Origin of the sequence: Mycobacterium sp. NPDC050441, from assembly GCF_040655355.1 — a bacterium.
Taxonomy (GTDB): domain Bacteria; phylum Actinomycetota; class Actinomycetes; order Mycobacteriales; family Mycobacteriaceae; genus Mycobacterium.
Window position 1 is genome coordinate 389317 of the sequence record NZ_JBFAJS010000007.1, and the last position, 21909, is coordinate 411225.

Annotated in this window: 20 protein-coding genes, 1 tRNA gene, 1 other RNA gene and 1 pseudogene; 14 read left to right on the plus strand and 9 right to left on the minus strand. The window is 67.5% G+C overall.

The genetic code is table 11. The features are described 5' to 3' along the window. Positions 1 to 66 precede the first annotated feature (66 nt). Together recR and AB0I14_RS22635 are read right to left on the minus strand one after the other, a co-directional pair. Positions 67 to 678, minus strand: a complete 612-nt coding sequence (gene recR, locus AB0I14_RS22630; protein WP_358026145.1) for a recombination mediator RecR — start codon at positions 676 to 678, stop codon at positions 67 to 69. 27 nt (positions 679 to 705) lie between these two features. After that, positions 706 to 1011, minus strand: a pseudogene (locus AB0I14_RS22635) (YbaB/EbfC family nucleoid-associated protein); the annotation flags it as partial. A 105-nt stretch (positions 1012 to 1116) separates the two neighbouring features. Between AB0I14_RS22635 and AB0I14_RS22640 the strand changes: the two are divergent. Then, the gene (locus tag AB0I14_RS22640) at positions 1117 to 1902 is read left to right on the plus strand and encodes an Rv3717 family N-acetylmuramoyl-L-alanine amidase (RefSeq protein WP_358026147.1); all 786 of its coding nucleotides are present in this window, start codon (positions 1117 to 1119) and stop codon (positions 1900 to 1902) included. On the opposite strand, the gene AB0I14_RS22645 is transcribed toward AB0I14_RS22640, so the two are convergent. Further along, on the minus strand, positions 1899 to 2336 hold the full coding sequence (locus AB0I14_RS22645) for an SRPBCC family protein (RefSeq protein WP_358026149.1): 438 nt from the start codon (positions 2334 to 2336) through the stop codon (positions 1899 to 1901). The genes AB0I14_RS22640 and AB0I14_RS22645 overlap by 4 nt on opposite strands. Positions 2337 to 2401: 65 nt before the next feature. Between AB0I14_RS22645 and AB0I14_RS22650 the strand changes: the two genes are divergently transcribed. The 4 genes from AB0I14_RS22650 (at position 2402) to AB0I14_RS22665 (ending at position 6920) form a co-directional block, all read left to right on the plus strand. Continuing rightward, positions 2402 to 3793 carry an FAD-binding oxidoreductase gene (locus tag AB0I14_RS22650; protein ID WP_358026151.1) on the plus strand — a complete coding sequence of 464 codons (1392 nt, stop codon included), beginning with the start codon at positions 2402 to 2404 and terminating at the stop codon, positions 3791 to 3793. A 13-nt stretch (positions 3794 to 3806) separates the two neighbouring features. Then, positions 3807 to 5120 carry a class I SAM-dependent methyltransferase gene (locus AB0I14_RS22655; RefSeq protein ID WP_358026153.1) on the plus strand — a complete coding sequence of 438 codons (1314 nt, stop codon included), beginning with the start codon at positions 3807 to 3809 and terminating at the stop codon, positions 5118 to 5120. Positions 5121 to 5206: 86 nt separating this feature from the next. Continuing rightward, the gene (locus tag AB0I14_RS22660) at positions 5207 to 5956 is read left to right on the plus strand and encodes an SDR family oxidoreductase (protein WP_358026155.1); all 750 of its coding nucleotides are present in this window, start codon (positions 5207 to 5209) and stop codon (positions 5954 to 5956) included. A 34-nt stretch (positions 5957 to 5990) separates the two neighbouring features. Further along, positions 5991 to 6920 carry an AraC family transcriptional regulator gene (locus AB0I14_RS22665; RefSeq protein WP_358026157.1) on the plus strand — a complete coding sequence of 310 codons (930 nt, stop codon included), beginning with the start codon at positions 5991 to 5993 and terminating at the stop codon, positions 6918 to 6920. A 6-nt stretch (positions 6921 to 6926) separates the two neighbouring features. Here AB0I14_RS22665 and AB0I14_RS22670 read toward each other — a convergent pair whose 3' ends face one another. Further along, on the minus strand, positions 6927 to 8960 hold the full coding sequence (locus tag AB0I14_RS22670; protein ID WP_358026159.1) for a DNA polymerase III subunits gamma/tau: 2034 nt from the start codon (positions 8958 to 8960) through the stop codon (positions 6927 to 6929). Between the two features lie 198 nt (positions 8961 to 9158). Between AB0I14_RS22670 and AB0I14_RS22675 the strand changes: the two genes are divergently transcribed. Further along, the gene (locus AB0I14_RS22675; RefSeq protein ID WP_358026161.1) at positions 9159 to 10055 is read left to right on the plus strand and encodes a DUF559 domain-containing protein; all 897 of its coding nucleotides are present in this window, start codon (positions 9159 to 9161) and stop codon (positions 10053 to 10055) included. Between the two features lie 51 nt (positions 10056 to 10106). Here AB0I14_RS22675 and AB0I14_RS22680 read toward each other — a convergent pair whose 3' ends face one another. Continuing rightward, positions 10107 to 11387 carry an aminotransferase class I/II-fold pyridoxal phosphate-dependent enzyme gene (locus AB0I14_RS22680; RefSeq protein ID WP_358026417.1) on the minus strand — a complete coding sequence of 427 codons (1281 nt, stop codon included), beginning with the start codon at positions 11385 to 11387 and terminating at the stop codon, positions 10107 to 10109. A 34-nt stretch (positions 11388 to 11421) separates the two neighbouring features. Beyond that, positions 11422 to 11516, minus strand: an RNA gene (ffs, locus tag AB0I14_RS22685) — signal recognition particle sRNA small type. Between the two features lie 69 nt (positions 11517 to 11585). Here ffs and AB0I14_RS22690 point away from each other — a divergent pair. The 7 genes from AB0I14_RS22690 (at position 11586) to AB0I14_RS22720 (ending at position 17625) form a co-directional block, all read left to right on the plus strand. After that, positions 11586 to 11671: transfer RNA gene (locus tag AB0I14_RS22690), tRNA-Ser, on the plus strand. 84 nt (positions 11672 to 11755) lie between these two features. Then, positions 11756 to 12523: a hypothetical protein gene (locus AB0I14_RS22695; RefSeq protein WP_358026163.1), complete on the plus strand. Its 768-nt coding sequence runs from the start codon at positions 11756 to 11758 to the stop codon at positions 12521 to 12523. Between the two features lie 50 nt (positions 12524 to 12573). Next, on the plus strand, positions 12574 to 13596 hold the full coding sequence (locus AB0I14_RS22700) for a S1C family serine protease (RefSeq protein ID WP_358026165.1): 1023 nt from the start codon (positions 12574 to 12576) through the stop codon (positions 13594 to 13596). Positions 13597 to 13600: 4 nt separating this feature from the next. After that, positions 13601 to 15166: a helix-turn-helix domain-containing protein gene (locus AB0I14_RS22705; RefSeq protein ID WP_358026167.1), complete on the plus strand. Its 1566-nt coding sequence runs from the start codon at positions 13601 to 13603 to the stop codon at positions 15164 to 15166. A gap of 75 nt (positions 15167 to 15241) precedes the next feature. Then, entirely contained in the window at positions 15242 to 16492 is a 1251-nt protein-coding gene (locus AB0I14_RS22710) for an FAD-binding oxidoreductase (RefSeq protein WP_358026169.1), read from the plus strand. Between the two features lie 97 nt (positions 16493 to 16589). Beyond that, entirely contained in the window at positions 16590 to 17057 is a 468-nt protein-coding gene (locus AB0I14_RS22715; protein ID WP_358026172.1) for a GreA/GreB family elongation factor, read from the plus strand. A 4-nt stretch (positions 17058 to 17061) separates the two neighbouring features. Then, a complete protein-coding gene (locus AB0I14_RS22720; RefSeq protein WP_358026174.1) occupies positions 17062 to 17625 on the plus strand; it encodes a TetR/AcrR family transcriptional regulator in 564 nt (187 codons plus the stop codon). Positions 17626 to 17631: 6 nt separating this feature from the next. Here AB0I14_RS22720 and ligD read toward each other — a convergent pair whose 3' ends face one another. After that, a complete protein-coding gene (gene ligD / locus AB0I14_RS22725) occupies positions 17632 to 18675 on the minus strand; it encodes a non-homologous end-joining DNA ligase (protein ID WP_358026176.1) in 1044 nt (347 codons plus the stop codon). Between the two features lies 1 nt (position 18676). Further along, positions 18677 to 19735, minus strand: a complete 1059-nt coding sequence (locus AB0I14_RS22730) for an ATP-dependent DNA ligase (protein ID WP_358026178.1) — start codon at positions 19733 to 19735, stop codon at positions 18677 to 18679. 219 nt (positions 19736 to 19954) lie between these two features. Here AB0I14_RS22730 and AB0I14_RS22735 point away from each other — a divergent pair, with 219 nt between their 5' ends. Next, positions 19955 to 21028: an ATP-dependent DNA ligase gene (locus AB0I14_RS22735; protein WP_358026180.1), complete on the plus strand. Its 1074-nt coding sequence runs from the start codon at positions 19955 to 19957 to the stop codon at positions 21026 to 21028. Here the strand turns inward: AB0I14_RS22735 and AB0I14_RS22740 are convergent. Beyond that, positions 21025 to 21879: a hypothetical protein gene (locus AB0I14_RS22740; protein WP_358026182.1), complete on the minus strand. Its 855-nt coding sequence runs from the start codon at positions 21877 to 21879 to the stop codon at positions 21025 to 21027. The two genes, AB0I14_RS22735 and AB0I14_RS22740, sit on opposite strands and share 4 nt — an antisense overlap. Positions 21880 to 21909 lie beyond the last annotated feature (30 nt).

The following is a 21909-nucleotide window of genomic DNA, read 5'->3' on the forward strand; positions in this document are numbered from 1 at the left end:
AAAGGTGCGAAACGCTAGGCCACCGCGGCGAGCCGCGAATCAAGCCATGGCGCGGCGAGCCGCGAATCAGGCCATGGCGCGGCGGCCGGCCAACGCGCGGCCCAGGGTGAGCTCGTCGGCGAACTCCAGGTCACCGCCCATCGGCAGGCCCGAGGCGATGCGGGTGACGGTGAGGCCGGGGATATCGCGCAGCATCCGCACCAGGTAGGTGGCGGTGGCCTCACCCTCGGTGTTGGGGTCGGTGGCGATGATCACCTCGGCCACGTCGACGCCGTCGACGCGTTCACCGATCCGGTTGAGCAGTTCACGGATGCGCAATTGATCGGGCCCGACGCCCGACAACGGGTCCAGTGCCCCGCCCAGCACGTGATAGCGGCCCCGGAATTCGCGGGTGCGCTCAACGGCCTGCACGTCCTTGGGCTCCTCGACCACACACACCAGTGAGGCGTCGCGGCGCGAGTCCTTGCAGATCCGGCAGCGTTCCTCATCCGAGACATTGCCGCACACCGCGCAGAAGGTGACGCCGTCACGGACGCGGCCCAACACCGCGGTCAGCCGATCGATGTCGGGCGGTTCGACGCTCAGCAGGTGGAAAGCGATCCGCTGCGCGCTCTTGGGCCCGATACCCGGCAGCTTGCCGAGCTCGTCGATCAGATCCTGGACCGGGCCTTCAAACACTTACAGCCCCGGAAGTCCGAGCCCGCCCAAACCGCCGGCCAGCGGGCCCAGCCGGCTCTGGGCCAGGGTGTTCACCTGATTGGAGGCATCGGCGAGGGCGCCGACGATGAGGTCCTGCAGGGTCTCGGGGTCGGACGGATCGATCACCTTGGGATCGATGGCCACCGCGACCACCTCACCGCTGCCCTTGACCGTGACCTGCACCAGTCCGCCGCCGGCCTGGCCGTGCACCTCGGAATTGGCCAGCGCCTCCTGCGCCTCCATGAGCTGCTGCTGCACCTGCTGCGCCTGCGCCAGCAGGGCCGACATGTCGGGCGTGCCTCCGGGTTGCATCGACTGGATCCCCTTGCCGTGTTGATTGCGTCTTGGTCTCGACTTGGTTGCTCTCGCCTGTCGGCGGCGATTTGAGCTTTCAGCCTAGTCGTCGCGCGGGCTAGCGTGACGCCCGTGCGACTTCCAGTCTGCGTGCGTGTCGGCGCCTCAGTTGTCAGTAGCGTGGTCATCGCTGCGACCGCCTCCGCGACCGTCGACGCCCCCCACGCCACCGCCGCCCCCTCGAACGTCGCCGGCATGATCGTCTTCCTCGATCCCGGCCACAACGGCGCCAACGACGGGTCGATCAGCCGTCAGGTACCGACCGGCCGCGGCGGCACCAAGGACTGCCAGGCCAGCGGCACGTCCACCGAGGACGGATTCCCCGAGCACACCTTCACCTGGGACACCACCCTGCGGGTCCGCGCCATCCTGACCCAGATGGGCGTGCGCACCGCGATGTCACGCGGCAACGACAACGCGCTGGGACCCTGCGTCGACGAACGCGCATCGATGGCCAACGCACTGCGCCCCAACGCCATCGTCTCCATCCACGCCGACGGCGGCCCGGCCAACGGTCGCGGCTTCCACGTGCTCTACTCGTCGCCGCCGCTGAACAACGTGCAGGCCGGACCGTCGGTGCAGTTCGCCAAGACCATGCGCGATCAGCTGTCCGCGTCGGGCATCCCGCCCGCCACCTACATCGGTTCGGGTGGCCTGGACGCCCGCTCGGACATCGCCGGGCTGAACCTGGCGCAGTTCCCGTCGATCCTCGTCGAGTGCGGCAACATGAAGAACCCGGTCGACTCCAGCCTGATGAAGACCCCGGACGGCCAGCAGAAGTACGCCGAGGCCATCGCCCGGGGCGTCGTGGCCTATCTCGGCACCCAGGCCGGAAGTCCGGCGCGCTAGCTCTCGACTTCCTTCTTCAGGTTCGCCAGCACCTCGTCCTGGATCTTCCGCAGGCCCAGCGGTGCGAACGTCTTCTCGAAGAAGCCCTTGACCCCACCGGCACCGGTCCAGCTGGTCTTGAGGTTGACCGACGATCCGCTGCCCGCCGGGGCGACGGTCCAGTTGGTCACCAGGCTGGAGTTGGCGTCCTTCTCGATCACCGTGTGGCCGGCCACGTCCACCGAGGCCTTGATGTCACGCACCCGCGACTCGGTGGCCTGCAGCTTCCAGCTGGCCACGGTGCCCGCGCCCTGACCGCCTTCGAGCACCTGGTAATCGCGGTAGTGCGAGGAAAGGATCTTCGGGCGCACGGTCTGGTAGTCCGCGATCGCGGCGAACACAGCGGCCGGCTCGGCGTTGATCAGAACCGTGCTGACCGCACTGACCTGTCCCATGACTGAAACTCCTTTAACTCGTGTCTCCGGTCGCATCGTCGGCAACCTCCGACTAGCGTATATGTGTGTCTGTTGTTACGACTGACGCACAAGCTGCCCATGCCCTGGGCGTGCAGCGCCTCCTGGACAGTTACCGCGCCATACCGCCCAATTCGACGGTGCGGCTTGCCAAGCCCACGTCGAACCTCTTCCGCGCGCGCGATCGCAGCGATGTCACAGGTTTGGACGTAACGGGTCTGACCAACGTGATTGCGGTCGACGCCGAAGCCCGCACCGCCGACGTGGCGGGCATGTGCACCTACGAGGACCTGGTGGCTGCGACGCTGCCGCACGGTCTGGCCCCACTGGTCGTGCCGCAACTCAAGACCATCACGCTGGGCGGTGCGGTCACCGGACTCGGCATCGAGTCGACGTCATTCCGCAACGGTCTGCCGCACGAATCGGTGCTGGAGATGGACATCCTCACCGGGGCGGGCGAAATCGTCACCGCAACACCGGACCAACACTCCGAACTGTTTCGGACGTTCCCCAATTCCTATGGCACGCTGGGCTATTCGACCCGATTGCGGATCGAACTTGAGCCCGTCACACCGTTTGTCGCACTACGCCACCTGCGCTTTCACTCACTGACCGAGCTTGTCTCCGCGATGGATAGGATCATCGAGACCGGCGGGCTCGACGGCGAGCCGGTCGATTACCTCGACGGCGTCGTGTTCAGCGCCGACGAAAGCTATCTGTGCGTCGGCTTCAAGACGACGACACCGGGCCCGGTCAGCGACTACACCGGCCAGGACATCTACTACCGCTCGATCCAACACGCGCAGGGTGAAAAGCACGACCGGCTGACCATCCACGACTACCTGTGGCGATGGGACACCGACTGGTTCTGGTGTTCACGGGCATTCGGAGCGCAGAACCCGACGATCCGGCGGTTCTGGCCGCGCAAGCTGCGCCGCAGCAGCTTCTACTGGAAGCTCGTCGGCTACGACCAGCGGTTCAACATCGCCGACCGGATCGAGAAACGGCACGGCCGCCCACCGCGGGAGCGGGTGGTGCAGGACATCGAGGTGCCGCTGGAGAACTGCGCGGCATTCTTGAACTGGTTCTTGGAGAACGTCCCGATCGAACCGATCTGGCTGTGCCCGCTGCGGTTACGCGACGACGACCGCAAGGGCGCAGGCTGGCCCCTGTACCCCCTGCGGCCCCACCACACGTACGTCAACGTCGGATTCTGGTCTTCGGTGCCGGTCGGCCCGGTCGAAGGCCACACCAACAAGCTGATCGAGACCAAGGTCAGCGAGCTCGACGGGCACAAGTCCCTGTATTCGGATTCTTATTATCCGCGTGAGGATTTCGACGAGCTCTACGGCGGCGAGGCCTACAAGACCGTCAAGAAGTCCTACGACCCCGATTCACGCCTGTTTGACCTGTATTCGAAAGCCGTCTTGCGCCGATGAATGGAGAACAGCGATGACCACCTTCAAGGACCACTCGACGCACAGTACCGACCACAAGCTCAACCTGGCCGAGATCCTGGAGATCTTCGCGTCAGGGTCCCAACCCCTGAAATTCACCGCCTACGACGGCAGCACCTCCGGCCCCAGCGATGCCACCCTCGGACTGGACCTCAAGACCCCGCGCGGCACCACGTATCTGGCCACCGCCCCCGGGGATCTCGGCCTGGCCCGCGCATATGTGTCCGGCGACCTGGACATGTACGGGGTACATCCGGGTGACCCGTACCCGCTGCTGTGTGCACTGGCCGAGAAGATGGCGTTCAAGCGCCCGCCCGCCCGCGTGCTGGCCAATATCGTCCGATCCATCGGCATCGAACACCTCAAGCCGATCGCGCCTCCGCCGCAAGAAGCGCTGCCGCGGTGGCGGCGTGCGGTAGAAGGATTGCGGCACAGCAAGACCCGTGACGCCGAGGCGATCCACCATCACTACGACGTGTCGAACACCTTCTACGAATGGGTGCTCGGGCCGTCGATGACCTACACGTGCGCGTGCTACCCGGATGCCGACGCCGGCCTGGAGGAGGCCCAGGACAACAAGTACCGGCTGGTGTTCGAGAAGCTGCGCCTGCAGCCCGGCGACCGGCTGCTCGATGTCGGATGCGGCTGGGGCGGCATGGTGCGTTACGCGGCGCGCCACGGGGTCAACGCGCTCGGGGTGACGCTGTCGCGGGAACAGGCCCGCTGGGCGCAGGAGGCCATCGTCAAAGAGGGGCTCGAGGACCTGGCGGAGGTGCGCCACGGCGACTACCGCGACATCGCCGAGACCGGGTTCGACGCGGTGTCCTCGATCGGCCTGACCGAGCACATCGGTGTACACAACTACCCGTCGTACTTCGGTTTCCTGAAGTCGAAGATGCGGCCCGGCGCGCTGTTGCTGAACCACTGCATCACCCGCCACGACAACCGAACGAACGCGGTTGCCGGCGGGTTCATCGACCGCTACGTGTTCCCGGACGGGGAGCTGACCGGCTCCGGGCGGATCATCGCCGAGGTGCAGGATGCCGGCCTTGAGGTCATGCACGAGGAGAACCTCCGCAACCACTACGCGATGACGCTGCGCGACTGGTGCGCCAACCTCGTCGAGCATTGGGACTCCGCCGTCGCCGAGGTCGGGCTGCCCACCGCCAAGGTGTGGGGCCTGTACATGGCCGGGTCCCGGCTCGGCTTCGAGACGAATGTGGTTCAGCTGCACCAGGTCCTGGCGGTCAAGCTCGATGACCGCGGGAACGATGGCGGCCTGCCGCTGCGGCCGTGGTGGACACCCTAGGAGGGTAAGCTCAGGCAAGACGATTGGTAATGTTTTTCGGACTATTCGTTATTGATCGTCTTCGCCGAGCCTCATACCGTTGAGCCATGAAAACGGTTCTCATCACGGGTTGTTCATCAGGGTACGGACTCGAAAGCGCCCGCCACTTCCACGCCAACGGTTGGAACGTCATCGCCACGATGCGCACACCGCGCACCGGGCTGCTGCCGGATTCGGACCGAATCCAGTTGGTGGCATTGGACGTCACCGACCCCGACAGCATCTCGGCGGCGATCGAGGCCAGTGGCCCGATCGACGTGCTGGTCAACAATGCGGGCATCGGCGTTGTCGGCGCCTTCGAGCCCATGCCGATGGATACGATTCGAGAAGTGTTCGAGACCAACACATTCGGTGTGATGGCCATGACACAGGCCGTGCTGCCGCAGATGCGGGCGCGCGGATCGGGGGTGGTGGTCAACGTGACATCGAGCGTGACCTTGACGGCGATGCCGCTGGCCGCGGTGTACACCGCCAGCAAGATGGCGATCGAAGGGTTCACCGCATCCCTCGCACTCGAGCTCGACGCGGTGAACGTGACAGCCAAGCTTGTCGAGCCGGGCTACGGGCCGACGACGAGCTTCACCAGTAACGGTGCAACGCGGATGGACGGACTGATTCCCGAGCCGTATCGGGCGTTCGCCGCGCCGATCCTGGCGGCGTTCGGCCAGGCCACCGTCTTCACCGCCGAGTCCGATGTCGCCGAGACCGTCTACCAGGCCGCGACCGACACCTCTGGCCGGCTGCGGTTCCCGGCCGGCGCGGACGCGGTGGCGCTGGCCGCCAGCACGGCAAGCTAGGCGATCAGCGTGGCGCGGGCGATATCTTGGCGGCATGCCGGCAGACATCGCCCGCGTCGCTGATCCGCTCGAATCGGTCATTCCGTTGCTGCGCCCCCAGGTCGTGCTGTCGAAGGTCGTCAGCGGAGCGGGCGACTGGAGCATCCGCAAGCCGCGGTATGCCGACCCGTCGTTCTGTTTGATGTTGGCGGGCAACTGCTGGCTCAGCCCGGACGGTATCGATCCCGTCGAACTCTTCGCGGGCGACTTCCTGCTACTGCCTGAGACGCCGAGTTTCGTGATGGCCAGCGACCCCGCGTTGGCACCGACCGATGTCGAGCTCCATCCGACCGCCGATTCCCACTACGGGCCGGCCGATGGGCCCGAGCCGATGCGGATGCTCGGCGGATACTTCCGCTTCGATCGGGCCAACGCCAGGCTGCTGGTAAAGCTTCTTCCACCAACGATTCTCATCCGCCACGACGAATCCGGCTCGGACCGCCTGAACCGGATCGTCGAACTCATCACCGACGAGGCGATCACGCAACGTCCGTGCCGCGAACCGATTCTCGAGCGGCTCGTCGAGGTGCTGCTGATCGAGGCCTGCCGGTTCCGAACCGAACGTCCCACCGCCGGCGAACACGGCCTTATCGCCGGGCTTTCCGATCCGCAGCTCGCCGGTGTCCTGCGAGAGATTCACGACGGCGTCGCCGAGCGCTGGACGGTCGAGAAGCTCGCCCGCACCGCGACCATGTCCCGCGCCGTGTTCGCGGAACGTTTCGCGAACACGATCGGGATGCCACCCATGCAGTACGTGCTGGAGTGGCGGGTAGCGGTGGCCAAGGACATGCTGCAATCCGAACAACTGTCGATAGGCGAGATAGCGGCCAGGACCGGCTACCAGTCAGCCAGTGCGTTCACCACCGCGTTCACCCGGGTGACCGGACACTCCCCACGCGAATATGCCCGCGGCAGCGGGGACTGAACAGCGTCAGCTCTCGATCTTCCGCGCACCCAGTTCGTTCTGGAGCAGTTCCAGCGCCACTTCTTCGGGGTCACGACGCGGCCCGGCCTCACCCTGTGAAGCCTCGGCGAGCATCTCTTCCTCCTCGTCCTCGGGGGACGACGGCGGTTCCGGATCCGGCACCGGCTCAGGTTCGGGAATGGCGCGGCCCGGCCGGGTCGGCACCCGCGGCGGAGGCTTCGCAGCTTTCGGCGGGGGCGGCGGGGCCGCCTCCGCAGTGCCGACCTCACACCGGATCTGCCAGTCCACCCCGAGCGCATCCTTCAACGCCTCGCGGATCACGTCGGCATTGCGCGACTCCGTCAGCCGCTTGGCCAGCGGGGGTGAGTCATGGGACAGCACAAGGGTTTTATCCTCGACGGCCCGCACGATGGCACCCGACAGCATGACCTCGGTGGTACGGCTGCGCTCGCGCACCTTCTCCCGCACCGTCGTCCACATCGAGCGCACCGCAGCGGCGTTGGGCTCGCCACCGGGAACCGCCGACGCTTGCGCCGGCTGGGGTTCCGGCTCAGGTTCCGGGGCCGGCTCGGGCTCGAAGTCCGGCTCCGGCGGCAGTGGTGGCTCGGGCTCGGGTTCGGGTTCGGGAGCAGGGGTCGGCGGGGGCGGCGGGGGCGGCGCGGAGACCGGTTCCGGGTCGGCCACCGGTTGCGGCGCAGCCTCAGGTTCAGGAGCGGCCGGGGGCGGGGGCGGCGTAGGTGCCTCAGCGGCGGGGGCTTCGGGGACGGCGGGGGCCGGGGCAGCCTGGCTGCGGCGGGTGAAGGTCTTGGACGGCTCGGCGGCGGACTCGACAGACCGAGCCGCCGATGACGACGCCTCGCCTGCCGGGATCGACATGTCCAGCCGGGTCTCGATGCGTTCGATGCGCTGCAGCAGCGCCGATTCGGTGTCGTGCGCCGAGGGCAGCAGCAGCCGGGCGCACACCACTTCCAGCAGCAGTCGCGGCGCGGTCGCGCCCCGCATCTCGCCGAGGCCGGCGTGCACCACCTCGGCATACCGGGCCAGCGTCGCCGCGCCCGTATGGGCGGCCTGCTCCCGCATCCGTTCCAGCACGTCGGTCGGGGCATCCACGACACCGCGGGTGACCGCGTCGGGCACGGCCTGCAGCACGATCAGATCGCGGAAGCGCTCCAGCAGATCGGTGGCGAACCGCCGTGGATCATGACCGGCGTCGATCACGGCCTCGACGGCACCGAACAGCGCGGCCGCGTCCCCGGCGGCCAGCGCCTCGACCGCGTCGTCGATGAGCGCCATGTCGGTGGCGCCGAGCAGGGCCAGCGCCCGCTGATACGTGATGTGGTTGCCGTTGGCACCCTGCTCGGATCCCGCCAGCAGCTGATCGAGCACCGAGAGGGTGTCGCGGGGTGAACCGCCGCCCGCCCGGATGACCAACGGGTACACCGCGTCGTCGACGTTGACGTTCTCCTCGGCGCAGATGCGCTCGAGCAGCGGGCGCATGGTGCGCGGGGCCAACAGCCGGAACGGATAGTGGTGGGTACGCGACCGGATGGTCGGCAGCACCTTCTCCGGTTCGGTGGTGGCGAACACGAAGATCAGGTGCTCGGGCGGCTCCTCGACGATCTTGAGGAGCGCATTGAAACCGGCTGTGGTGACCATGTGCGCTTCATCGATGATGAAGATGCGATAGCGGGATTGCGCGGGGGTGAAAAACGCGCGGTCGCGCAGTTCACGGGTGTCGTCGACGCCACCGTGGCTGGCCGCGTCCAGTTCGGTGACGTCAAGGTTGCCCGGGCCGTTGGGGGCCAGGGCGACGCACGAATCGCACACCCCGCACGGTGTCGGCGTCGGCCCTTGCTCACAGTTGAGCGAGCGGGCCAGGATGCGCGCCGACGATGTCTTGCCACAGCCGCGCGGCCCGGAGAACAAATACGCGTGGTTGATCCGGCCCGCGGTCAGCGCGGTAGATAGCGGCTCGGTGACATGTTCCTGGCCAACGACTTCCGCGAAGCTTGCCGGCCGGTATTTGCGGTAAAGAGCCACGGGAGAAGGCTACCGACTGCGTATGACGCCGCGCCGGTGCCCGTTGACTTTGAAACCACGCACACCGCTACCCGCACAAATGCAGCGTCAGCTCAAGGTCAACACATAGTTCTGCACAGAGCGCGATTCATCCACAGGTGGCGACGCCGAGACCGGCACACACCGGTCTTTGTCCCTGCCACCGGCGACTCTCGCCGAATGAGTAAGCCCTTCATCGGCAGCGAAGCCCTGGCGGCCGGCGTCGTCAACCGCTACCAGCTCAACCGCTACCACCGCACGATCCTGCCGAACATCTACGTGGACAAGCGAACTGCTGTGTCGCTGCGGCAACGCGGTACGGCGGCGTGGTTGTGGTCGGGTCGTACCGCGGTGATCGCGGGAGCCGCCGCATCGGCGCTCCATGGCGCGAAGTGGGTGGCCGACGACGTTCCGATCGAGTTGATCAGCGCCAAGACCAAGCCACCCGAGAAGGTGATCACGCGACAGGACCTGACCTGCGACGGGGAGGTCACGCGCATCGACGGTCTGTTGGTCACGAGCGTCGAGCGCACTGCTTTTGACCTTGGGCGCCGCGGGTTGATCGGTGAGGCCGTCGCGCGACTCGACGCACTTGCCAGAGCCACCGGATTTAAGGCGGACGACGTGCTGACGCTCGCCGCACACCACCGCCACGCCCGTGGCCTGCGGCAACTCGAACGGGCGCTGGATCTATTCGACTCCGGCGGCCAGTCCCCGAAAGAAACCTGGCTGCGGCTGATGCTCATCGACGCAGGGTTTCCGCGGCCGCAGACACAGATACCGGTGCTCGGGCCCGACGGCTACCCGAGGTACTTCCTCGACATGGGTTGGGAGGAACTGATGCTGGCGGTCGAATACGAGGGTGTGCAGCACGCCGATCAGCTCGGCTATGACATCGCGCGTGCCGACTACATCACGCAAGACGGCTGGACCCACGTGAGAGTGGCCGCGGGACACCGACGGCCCGGCATCATCGCCCGGGTGGAGTCCGAATGGGATCGAATTTGGCGGCCAGAGCTCGGGATCACGCCGCGCCGGGCGCCCCTCGCCGGTCCCCCACTGGAACTCGGCTGTTGACTTTGAAACCACGCACACCGCTACCCGCACAAATGCAGCGTCAGTTCTAAGTCAACGCAAAAGCTGCTCGGTCGCCGCCAGCAGCGCGCAGGTGGCCAGGCCGTCGATCGCCTCACGCACATCGGACAGCGACGGGAACGTCGGCGCGATGCGGATGTTCTTGTCCTCGGGGTCCTTGCGATACGGGAACGACGCACCCGCCTCGGTCACTGCGATCCCGGCGTCCTTGGCCAATGCGACGGTGCGCTTGGCAGTGCCGGGCCACACGTCGAGGCTGACGAAATAGCCGCCCTTGGGATCCGTCCACGACGCGATCTTGGACTCACCCAACCGGTCCTCGAGGATCTCGGCGACCAAGGCGAACTTGGGCGCGATCAGCTCGCGGTGACGCTGCATCTGCAACTTCACGCCGTCGGCGTCGCCGAAGAAGATCTGGTGACGCAACTGGTTGATCTTGTCCGGTCCGATCGACTTCTTACCCGCGTGCTGCAGGTACCAGGCGATGTTGCCCAGCGAGCCGCCGAGGAAGCTCACCCCTGCCCCGGCGAAGGTGATCTTGGAGGTCGAGGCGAACACCAGCGGACGGTTCGGGTTGCCCGCCGCCTCGGCCAGCCCCAGCACGTCGACCTGACGGATGAACTCGTCGGTGAGGGTGTGGACCGCGTAGGCGTTGTCCCACATCAGCCGGAAATCGTTTGCCGCCGTCCGCATCTGGACGAGCCGTCGCACAACCTCCCAGGAGTAGGTGACCCCGGTCGGGTTGCCGTACACCGGAACGCACCACATGCCCTTGATCGCCGGATCGGCCGCGACCAACTCCTCGATCAGGTCGACGTCGGGGCCGTCCTCGCGCATGGGAACCGCGATCATCTCGATCCCGAAAGACTCGGTGATCGCGAAGTGGCGGTCGTAGCCTGGCGCGGGGCACAGGAACTTCACGACGGGTTCTTGGACCCAGGGCCGCACCGAATCCACGCCGCCCTGCAACAGCGAGAACACGATGACGTCGTGCATCATCTCCAGGCTCGCGTTGTTGCCCGCGATCAGGTTCTGCACCGGGATTCCGAGCAGCTCCCCGAAGATCTCCCGCAACTCGGGCAGCCCGTGCAGGCCGCCGTAGTTGCGGGTATCGGTGCCCGTGCGGTCGCGGAAGGAATCTTTTTCCGAGCCGGGAAGCGACAGCAGCGCGTTGGACAGATCCAACTGCTCGGGGGCCGGCTTACCGCGGGTCAGGTCCAGGCTCAGCTTCTTCGCCTGAAGCTCGGCATAGTTGCGCTGTTGGACTTCATGCTGCGCGAGCAGATCGTCGCGGCCAAGAGACTGGAACGACACCGCGCGCCTTTCACAGAAGCCGAATGAGCTGGACATAAGGGGACCCCGCGCACCCGCCAGAGCCCGTTGACCCTTGCTGCCTTCCGGCCCTGGGGGAGTTCACAGGATGGACGCCGCGCGGGGTCCAAGGCGAGTGTAATACCCGCCCCTTCCCCGGCGTTTACGGGACCGGTTCGGGCGTCCGCTACGATTGCCGACGGAGGATTCGCCTAGTGGCCTATGGCGCTCGCCTGGAACGCGGGTTGGGTTAATAGCCCTCAGGGGTTCAAATCCCCTATCCTCCGCGCTCGGGTCCGGGGTGCGACCTGCTGAATCAACCCTGATCAGCGGTTCGCACCCCGGCCCAATTAAGTACCCCGAGGAGGAGTATGGGCCGCACCGTCGCGGTGATCTGGCACGTGTCGTTTTCGATCGTGGCCGCCGGCCTCTATTTCTTTTTCGTTCTGCCGCGCTGGCCCGAACTCATGGGCGAGACCTCAACGACACTCGGGCTGATCCTGCGCATCGTCACGGCCGTCCTCATCGGTCTGGCCGCCCTGCCGGTGGTGTTCACTCTGCAGCGGACCAAGCGTCCCGAGCTGGCCACCCCCGAGTTGGCACTACGGTTGCGGACCGTCTCGATCGCCCTGCACGTACTGGCAGCGGTACTGATCGTCGGCACCGCCGTCGCCGAGATCTGGCTGTCACTGGACAGCTTCGGGCCGTGGCTGTTCGGGATCTACGGCGCCGCCGCCGCGATCGCGCTGCTCGGCATCTTCGCCTTCTATCTGGCATTCGTCGCCGAACTGCCGCCACCGCCGCCGAAGCCGGTCAAGACCCGGGAGAAGGCCGAGCGCCGCGGTCGCAAGACCGCTACCGCCGAGGCTGAGGAAGCTCCTGAGTCAGCCGAGACCGAAGAGACTGACGAGGTCGACGGGGCCGACGAGACCGAAGACGCCACCGAAGCCGAGGCCGAGGCCGACGCGAAAGAGGCCGAGGACCAGGCCGAAGAGTCCGGCGCCGAGGAGCCGCAGTCGACGGCCGAGGAAGCCGAGCCGATCGAAGGCACGTCCCTGCGCAACCGGCGGCCGTCCAGCAAGAGCGGTACCAAACAGCGCGGCCGGCGCTCGCGCGGCGAAGTCACAGCCGAGGACTGACGCACGCCAATCGCGTCGACATCGGGTACTTATCCAGCCAAGATGGGTATATGAGCAAAGTGAGCTCACATCCGTTCAGAACGATCGTCGCGGCGGCAGTGGCCGCCGCGGCGCTCGTTATCGCCCCGATTGCACCCGCCGGCGCCGCACCCGGTGACCCGGAGACGGTGGCCGCCCAGGTCGAACCGTCGGTGGCCCGCATCGACACCGTCGTGGATTACCAACAGGCCTACGGCATCGGCACCGGCATCGTGCTGTCGCCGAACGGTGAGGTGCTGACCAACTACCACGTCGTCCAGGGAGCCAACTCGATCAGCGCCACGGTCGGCGGCCAGCGATTCCCCGCGGACCTGGTCGGCTACGACCGTCAGAACGACATCGCGGTACTGCAACTGCACGGTGCGGCCGGCCTGCCACCGGCACCGATCGGCGATTCGGCCGCGCTGGCACCGGGCCACCCCGTCGTCGCACTCGGCAATGCCGGGGGCACCGGCTCGCCCCTGACCCACGAGGTGGGCACCGTCAGCGCGTTCAACCGCACCGTCAACGCCGAAGACGAGCTGACCGGAACCAGTGATGAGATCAACGGCCTGTTCGAGTTCGCCGCACCGGTGCGTGCCGGTGACTCCGGCGGTCCCGTGGTCAACGACGCCGGGCAGGTCGTGGGTATGACGACCGCCGCGTCGGTGAACTTCCGTATGGGCCCCGGCGGCAAGGGGTTCGCGATCCCGATCAATGACGCGATGGCCATCGCCGGACAGATCCGCGCCCGCACTCCGTCGGGCTCGGTGCACATCGGGCCGCCGACCCTGCTCGGCGTCGGCGTCCGTACCGCGCAGCGCCAGAGCGGCGGCGTGATCGTCCAGGACGTCATTGCCGGCGGCCCGGCGGACGCGGCCGGGCTGATCCCGGGCGATGTGCTCACCAACATCGACAGCACCCCGCTGGATTCGGCGCGCACCCTCACGCTGGTCCTCGATCGGCACTACCCGGGCGACGTGATCGGCCTGACCTGGCTGGACCAGGGCGGCCAGCAGCGCACCGGCAAGGCCACGCTGGCTGCCGGGCCGTAAATCCGTGGTCACGCTGGACCGCCTGATCAACGTCCTGGGCGGCTACGGGGTGCGGCTCCGCGCCCCACATGGACCCTGTCCGGCGCCACGCTCGACCGAGCTGCGCAGCGTGGTGATGCACGAACCCGGCCAGATCGTCGGCGATGTCCTGCTGGCGGTCGGGGCCGAGTCGGTGGCCGAGGCGATGCAGTGGGCGAAGGCAGCGCGCGCCGTGGTGGTCCTGGTCCGCGGCTCGCACAGCCCCACCGATGACGATGAACTGCCGGCCGACAACCGCATTGCGGTGATGACAGTCGAGCCCGAAGTCTCCTGGAGCGAGCTGGCGGCCGTGGTCTACGGCGTCGTGCTGGAAGGCCGGGAGACCGAATCCGGGCGCGGCCCAACCGATTTGTTCGCCCTGGCCGACAGCCTCGCCGATGCCGTGGGTGGCGCGGTCACCATCGAGGATCGGCGTAGCGCGGTGCTGGCGTACTCGCGGCTGCAGCAGCACGCAGATCCGGCCCGCGCCGAGACGATCCTGAGCCGTGGCGCACCCGAACGGCTGCGCGCCCTGTTCGAGGCCCGTGGGGTGTTCCGGCATCTGGCCGAATCGGACGAGCCGATGTTCGTCGACGGCGATGACGAGCTCGGCCTGACCGGGCGGATGGTGGTGGCCGCCCGGGCCGGCCGCGAACTGCTCGGTTCGATCTGGGTGACATGTGTCGCGCCATTGCCCGACGCGCGCCGGGCCGCGCTGGCCGACGGCGCCCGTATGGTCGCCCTGCATCTACTGCGCTCGCGCGCCAGCGCCGACCTGGAACGCCAGGTGGAGTCGGAGCTCGTCATCCGTCTCCTCGAGGGCGCCGCCGATGCCACGACGGCAGCCAGCCGGCTCGGGTTACCGCAGACGCCGCTGCGGGTGATCGCGTTGCGCGCCCGGACCGGGGACGAGCGGCACGCCGCGCTGCTGCTGGCGTTCGAGCGGGCGACCGCGGGCTTCGGCTGGTCACGTCCCGGGCGCAGCGCCCTGGCCGGCAACACCGTCTACACCGTGCTGCCCGGCGCCGAGGCCGAGGCCGCGAGCCGGTGGGTGGCGGGGCTGCGCGCCGCGTTGCCCGAGCCGGTGACCGTGCTGGCCGGCATCAGCGGCCCGGCCACCGCCGCTGAGCTGGCGCTGGCCCGCAGTGAGGCCGACGAGTGCCTGGCCCTGCACGAAGTCCTGCATGAAGTGGGGCACGGGGATGCGGTCGGCCTCTACGACAGCGTGCCGGTCTACGACGAGGCCTGGGACGAGATCCTGCTGCAGCGCCTGCGGATCGCCGCCCGCGCCGGCCGTGCTCCGCAGCGCGGACCCGTCGCCGAGCTACGGGCCCACGACCAGGCCAATGGCACGCAGTACGCGGCCACGCTGCGCGCCTGGTTGGAAGCCCAGGGCGATCTGGCCGGGGCCGGGCGGGCGCTCGGTGTGCACGAGAACACCGTGCGCTACCGGCTGCGCAAGATGGCCGAACTGACCCAGCTGGACCTGGCCGATGCACGCAAGCGGCTGGCGATGATGATCGAGCTGGCGGCGACCGAAGATCTGTCGTAATCCGACAATCACACCCCCTCCGTTTGTCGAGATCATGCAAACACGGAACGGGTGGTCGCCCTCACCATGGGAAGCATGAATGGGGTCGAGCGCATTGACGGTGCACCGCGGTCAGCGGTTGTCGTGGGTGCAGGCATCGTCGGCCTGTCCACCGCATGGTTTCTCCAGGAGCACGGGGTCAAGGTCACCGTGGTCGACCGCACCGGAGTCGCCGCAGGTGCGTCGTGGGGCAATGCCGGCTGGGTTTCGCCGACGCTGACCATCCCGCTCAACGATCCGGCGGTGCTGCGTTACGGCCTGCGGTCACTTTTCAACCCGGCCGCGCCCCTGCACATCCCGCTGACATCGGGCCCCCGGTTGCTGGCGTTCCTGGCCCGGTTTGCCATGAGCTGCCGGCTCTCGACCTGGACCAGGGTCGCCAAGGCCAACGTGCCGCTCAACGAGGAGTGCCTCGAGGCGTACGACGTACTGACCGCCAACGGCGTGGCGGTGCCCACCACCGACGGGCCGATCACCGCACTGTTCGAAACCTCCCGTCAGGCCGAGCACCTGATGACCGAACTGCGCCGGATGGCCGCCGTCGGACAGTCTGTCACGGTCACCGGCCTGTCCGGTGCGACGCTGCGCGACCATGTCCCGCTGGCGTCGTCGGCGATCACCGCGGGCATCAGTGTGGAAGGCCAGCGCTTCGTGGACCCGGGCCGGTTCGTCCAGGCACTCGGCGACGCCGTCATCTCCAGGGGCGCGGAGCTGGTCATCGGTGAGGTCACCGACGTGCGCGCCATGGGTGCCGGTGTGAACGTGGACCTGGCGGACCGATCGTTGAGCGCCGAGACGGCCGTGATCGCCACCGGGGCGTGGCTGTCGAAGCTCGCTAAACCCTGGGTCCGCACACCTGTGCAGGCCGGACGCGGTTACTCGTTCACCGTGCCGGTGGACCGCCCGATTCTCGGGCCCATCTACCTGCCCGACGCGCGTGTCGCCTGCACGCCGTATCAAGGCCGGCTGCGGGTGGCCGGAACCATGGAGTTCCGCTCCCCCGACGATCCGGTGCAACCGCCGCGCGTCGACGCGATCATCGCCGCGGCCGCCCCGCTGCTCGACGGGGTGGACTGGGAAGCCCGCACCGATGTGTGGGTGGGCCCGCGCCCGGTCAGCTCCGACGGGCGCCCACTGATAGGCGAAGTGGCACAAGGCATCTATGTGGCCGGCGGTCACGGAATGTGGGGGCTGGCGCACGGCCCGGTCACCGGCCGACTGCTGGCCGAATACATGACCACCGGAAAACAACCCGAGGCACTGCGGGAATTCGATCCCCTGCGCTGACGATTCACGACTTTGCCCTGACGGGCCCACGAGCCGTCAGGGGCGGCGCGCAACCCGCCCCTGGCGGCAGCTCTGCATCATCGGAAGGAAACCCACAATGACTGTCAGCCAACGTGTTTGGTTATCGCCACAGGCCTACGAACGCCTGCAGGTCGAGCTGTCGATGCTGCGCGACCTGCTCGCAGGAGAAGCAGCTTCCGACTCCGACGAGAACCAGGTGGCCATCCAGCGGGCTCGCCAGACCCGCATCCAGCAGATCCACGACCTGCTGCTCAACGCCGTCGTGGGTGAGGATCCGCCGGACGACGGGGTGGCCGAACCGGGCATGGTGCTGACCGTGCGCTACGACCAGACCGGCGAGATCGAGACGTTCCTGCTCGGCATCCGCGGCGCCGAATACGGCGATCTGGAGGTCTATTCGGTGAACTCGCCGTTGGGCGAGGCCATCGTCGGCGCGCGTCCCGGCGAGCAGCGCCACTACCCGGTACCCAGCGGGGACGCCGTGCCGGTCACCCTGATCAGCGCGGTGCCGTTCGGGATGCAGGATGTGCGCGCCTTAACCTGAGGGGATGGCCGAACGCAAGGGCATGCCCGGCAGCCTGACCGCCGATGACTGGGTGCAGGCCGGGTACGCCCTGCTGGCCTCCGAGGGAATGCGGGCACTGAAGATCGAACGCCTCTGCGAGCAGATCGGCGCCACCCGGGGCAGCTTCTACTGGCACTTCACCGACATGAAGGGCTATCGGGCTGCCCTGGTCGCGTCGTGGAATGCGTTCCTGGAGCAGGACCGCCGCTCACTGGCCGAACTCGAACACCTCCCGCCGCGCGAGCGCCTGTCGGGGATGATGAAGGATCTGCTCTCCCCCCGGCACTGGACCCTGGAACGCGCGATGCGGGAGTGGGCCAGATCCGACGACATCGCCGCGGCCAATGTGCGCGCAGCCGACCATCGCGTTCTGGTCGCGGTCACCAAGGCGTATGCCGACTACGGGTTCAGCCCCGAGGACGCAGCGCTGCGCGGCCAGGCCACCTTCGCGACGGGTATCGGGGTGCTGCACCTGATGGACTCGGCCGACGCCCTGACCACTGCGGACCGGTACGAACGATTCCTGGACCTGATGCTGGGGAGCTGAGGTCCACTACTTCCGGTTGCCGTCCTCGTCCCAGTTCTCGGCGACCTTCTTGCTCGGCTGTACTCGCGGCGGCTCACCCGGCATCTTGGGGTAGCTCGGTGGGTAGGGCAGATCTCCGAGGCCGCGTTCCTCATCGGCGGCCACCAGGTCCAGCAGTGGCTCCAGGGATTGCGTCTTCGAGTCGATGCCGGCCCACGGATCTTCGCGTCCGGCAAGGAAATCCGGGACCGTGGCGATCGTGTAGTCGTCGGGGTTGGCGGTGCGCAGTTCATCCCAGGACAACGGCGTCGACACCGTGGCGATCGGAGTCTTGCGGGCCGAATAGGCCGAGGCGAACGTGCGATCGCGGGCGTTCTGGTTGTAGTCGATGAACAGCCGTTCGCCGCGCTCCTCTTTCCACCAGGACGTCGTCACCGCATCGGGGGCACGACGTTCAACCTCCCGGGCCAAGGCGATCCCGGCCCGGCGCACCGCGATGAAATCCCAGTCGGTCAAGATCGGCAGGAAGATGTGCACGCCGCGACCGCCCGAAGTTTTGGGATAGCCGACCAGGCCGAGCTCGTCGAGCAGCGGCTTGAGCACGTCGCAGGCCACTGCGGCGGCCTCGGCGAAACCGGTGCCCGGTTGCGGGTCCAGGTCGATGCGCAGCTCATCGGGATGTTCGGTGTCGGGGCAGCGAACCTGCCAGGGATGCAACGTGATCGTGCCCATCTGCGCGGCCCACGCGATCGCCGCCGGATGGGTCACCTTGAGCGCGTCGGCGGTTCGGCCGGACGGGAAGGTGACGACGCAGGTCTCCAGGTAGTCGGGATGCTTCTGCGGCACCCGCTTCTGGTAGATCTCCTCACCCTCGATGCCGTCGGGGAAGCGCTGCAGGTGCGTTGGCCGGTCTTTCAACAGCGTCACCATGCGGTCGGCGACGCTGAGGTAGTACTCCATCAACTTGCCCTTGGTCCCGGCCGAGCCGAGCTTCGGGTAGTACACCTTGTCCGGGTTGGTGAAGCGGACCTTGATCCCGTCGACGTCGAGTTCGGTTGCCGGTGTTGCCATCTCAGCTCTCCCTCGCGAGGACGTCGTACAGGTCGTAGTTCAGCGGCACGTCGAGCTGGCCGAAGGTGCAGCTCGACGGTTCCCGGTCCGGGCGCCACCGCATGAACTTCACCGCGTGCCGGAAGCGCTGACCGTGAGCGGTGTTGCCTTCCATCTGGTCATAGGCCACCTCACACACCCGCTCCGGGCGCACCGGGATCCAGCGCTTGTCGGCGGCGGAGTTCCAGCGGCTCGGGTCACCCTCGCGGACTTCGTCGCCCTCACGAAGCGGCTCCAGATCGGCCAGCAGCTTGAGCCGGTCCTTGACGCTGAACGAGGCTGCGCCGCCGACCATCTGCAGCTCACCGTCGGCGCGGTAGAGGCCCAGCAGGATCGAGCCGATGCCTTCACCGCTCTTGTGGATGCGGTAGCCGATGGCCACGCAGTCGGCGTCGCGGTGGTGTTTGACCTTGACCATCTCCCGCTTGCCCGGCAGGTAGGGCCCGTCGAGCTTCTTGGCGATCACCCCGTCCAGGCCGGCACCCTCGAACGTCTGCAACCACTGCGCACCGAGTTCAGGATCGGTGGTGGTCCGCGTGACATGACACCACTGTTTGGCACGCACTGCCTCGATCAGCGCCTCACGACGCACGCGGAAGGGCTCGGCGACCAATGACCGGTCACCGGTGGACAGTGCGTCGAATCCGATGAAGTGTGCCGGGGTCTGTTCGGCCAGCATCCGCACCCTCGACTCGGCGGGATGGATGCGCTGCGACAACGATTCCCAGTCCAGGCGTACCCGGCCGTCGATCTCGCGTGGCACCACCACTTCGCCATCGAGGACGCAGCGGTCGGCGAGTTCGTCGCGCAGCGCGTCGAGCAGTTCGGGGAAGTAGCGGCCGAGTTCCTTTCCGCTGCGCGACTGCAGCACCACTTCGTCGCCGTCACGGAAGGCCAGCGCGCGGAAGCCGTCCCATTTCGGCTCGTAGGACCACACCCCGGCCTCGTCGGGCACTTTCACCTGGGCTTTGGCCAGCATCGGTTCGATCGGCGGCACTACGGGTAGGTCCACGGGCTCCATCCTGGTTCATGGGGGCGTCACGGATCTAGACCGCCGCGCCGCGACGAACTCATCGCGCGGACACCCGGCGGCGGGTGGGACCAGCCGTGCTCTGCTTGACGCATACCCGATGGGCCGCCTGAAACCCAGTAATCCCGCTCTTGTCTCGCGGCTCGGCCGGACTGTGTCGCGCATACTGAGTAGCCACAAACTGCCCAATCCACACCCAGATTCGGATCCATGCTGCTACCCGTGATGCCGCCCGTCTCGCCGATGCTGGCCAAGCCGGCGACGGTGATTCCACCGGACGCGTCCTACGAACCGAAGTGGGACGGCTTCCGGGCGTTGGTGTTCCGCGACGGTGACGAAGTCGAGTTGGGCAGCCGCAACGAGCGACCGATGACCCGGTACTTCCCGGAACTCGTCGCGGCAGCCACGACCGAGCTCCCGCCGCGGTGCGTCATCGACGGCGAGATCGTCCTACCCACCGACCGTGGCCTGGATTTCGAGGCGCTGCAACTGCGTCTGCACCCGGCGGCGTCCCGGGTGCGCCTGCTGGCTGAACAGACACCGGCCTGCTTCATCGCCTTCGACCTGCTCGCGCTGGGCGACGACGACCTGACGGGGCGCCCGTTCAGTGAACGTCGCGCCGCTCTGGTCGACGCGCTGGGTTCAGGTCCGTCGTTCCATGTCACCCCGGCCACCACCGATCTGCCGACCGCGCGGCGCTGGTTCGACGAATTCGAGGGAGCGGGGCTCGACGGACTGATCGCCAAACCGCTCACGCTCACCTACCAGCCCGACAAACGGGTCATGGTGAAGATCAAGCACCAGCGGACCGCCGACTGCGTGGTCGCCGGCTATCGGCTCCACAAGTCGGGCCCCGATGCAATCGGCTCACTGCTGCTCGGGCTCTACACCGATGACGGTGAGCTGGCGTCCGTCGGCGTCATCGGCGCCTTTCCGATGGAACGACGCCGGGCCCTGTTCACCGAATTGCAGCCCCTGGTCACCGGTTTCGAAAATCACCCGTGGAACTGGGCCGCACAGGTGGCCGCCGATCCGGACCTCGCGCGCCGATACGGCGGCGGCTCGCGCTGGAACGCCGGCAAGGACCTGTCCTTCGTGCCGCTACGACCCGAACGCGTCGTCGAGGTCCGCTACGACCACATGGAAGGCAGGCGATTCCGGCACACCGCCCAGTTCAACCGGTGGCGGCCCGACCGGGACCCGTCCTCGTGCACGTACGCCCAGCTGGACCAGCCGGTCACCTTCCGGCTCAACGACATCGTTCCGGGCCTGCTTCCCGACTAGCAGTGATCCGGCGGCTGCAACCAGGTGGCGATATTGCGGACGTAATCCTTGAACACCGCCAGACGCGAGGGGTCGGCCTTGATGTGCCAGCCGGGCCGATCTGTAACGAATGACGGTGCCCCGCAGTCCAGATCCCAGTTGTAATCGGCGAAGTGGTGGAAGGTTGACTCGGCCACGGCCCGGCCCATCGGCCTGCGGTCAGGCGTGCGCTCACCATCGAGTGCCACTGCGAGATTGAACAGTCTGCCGGTCGCGCTGCTGCGACCCTGAGCGATCACCGTCGCGAACGGCCCCCGGGCCGAGACCGCACCCTCATGGGGATGGGCCGGGAACCACTCGATGCGGCCGCTGGCGGTCCTGTTGGTGCGCAACAGCTCATGTACCGGCCGTCCGGCCAGCACCGGCTGGTAGTCGCCGTTGGCGCCCGAGTGATAGTTGGGCCACGAGATGTCCGGATTGTCCTGGTCGTCGCACCGTGACTCCGGGTCCAGGCTGTCGTCGTGGAATTCGTTGACCTGCCCCAGGGAGCCCAGCCCCCGCAGACAGCTGCCCAGGTCCTGATGGTCGCGCGCGGCGAGCACACCGCCGCCGAGCCCGCGGAACCTGCCGATCGCCGCGCATTCCTCGGGGGTCAGACCGTTACCGACGTCGACGGCCATCAACCACAGCTGGTCGAATCCGAGCTCGTCCAAGTGGCTGAGCACCGGATCCTGCCCGGCATGGTCAGTCCGATTGCGGGCCAGCACCTCGTGCCCGGCCGCGCGCAACTCGGCGGCCAGCATCGTGAATCGGCTGGCATCCCAGTCGTCGGGATTCGCCGGGATCGTGGTCTGCAACAAGATTGTCGCCATGCGATCCAGCCTCGTTGCTGCAATGACGCT

Coding starts and splice junctions, on each gene's coding strand:
- AB0I14_RS22645 (WP_358026149.1), bottom strand. CDS start 2,336: ATGGGACAGGTCAGTGCGGTCAGCACGGTTCTGATCAACGCCGAGCCG.
- AB0I14_RS22655 (WP_358026153.1), top strand. CDS start 3,807: ATGACCACCTTCAAGGACCACTCGACGCACAGTACCGACCACAAGCTC.
- AB0I14_RS22660 (WP_358026155.1), top strand. CDS start 5,207: ATGAAAACGGTTCTCATCACGGGTTGTTCATCAGGGTACGGACTCGAA.
- AB0I14_RS22665 (WP_358026157.1), top strand. CDS start 5,991: ATGCCGGCAGACATCGCCCGCGTCGCTGATCCGCTCGAATCGGTCATT.
- AB0I14_RS22675 (WP_358026161.1), top strand. CDS start 9,159: ATGAGTAAGCCCTTCATCGGCAGCGAAGCCCTGGCGGCCGGCGTCGTC.
- AB0I14_RS22695 (WP_358026163.1), top strand. CDS start 11,756: ATGGGCCGCACCGTCGCGGTGATCTGGCACGTGTCGTTTTCGATCGTG.
- AB0I14_RS22700 (WP_358026165.1), top strand. CDS start 12,574: ATGAGCAAAGTGAGCTCACATCCGTTCAGAACGATCGTCGCGGCGGCA.
- AB0I14_RS22710 (WP_358026169.1), top strand. CDS start 15,242: ATGAATGGGGTCGAGCGCATTGACGGTGCACCGCGGTCAGCGGTTGTC.
- AB0I14_RS22715 (WP_358026172.1), top strand. CDS start 16,590: ATGACTGTCAGCCAACGTGTTTGGTTATCGCCACAGGCCTACGAACGC.
- AB0I14_RS22720 (WP_358026174.1), top strand. CDS start 17,062: ATGGCCGAACGCAAGGGCATGCCCGGCAGCCTGACCGCCGATGACTGG.
- ligD (WP_358026176.1), bottom strand. CDS start 18,675: ATGGCAACACCGGCAACCGAACTCGACGTCGACGGGATCAAGGTCCGC.
- AB0I14_RS22730 (WP_358026178.1), bottom strand. CDS start 19,735: ATGGAGCCCGTGGACCTACCCGTAGTGCCGCCGATCGAACCGATGCTG.
- AB0I14_RS22735 (WP_358026180.1), top strand. CDS start 19,955: ATGCTGCTACCCGTGATGCCGCCCGTCTCGCCGATGCTGGCCAAGCCG.
- AB0I14_RS22740 (WP_358026182.1), bottom strand. CDS start 21,879: ATGGCGACAATCTTGTTGCAGACCACGATCCCGGCGAATCCCGACGAC.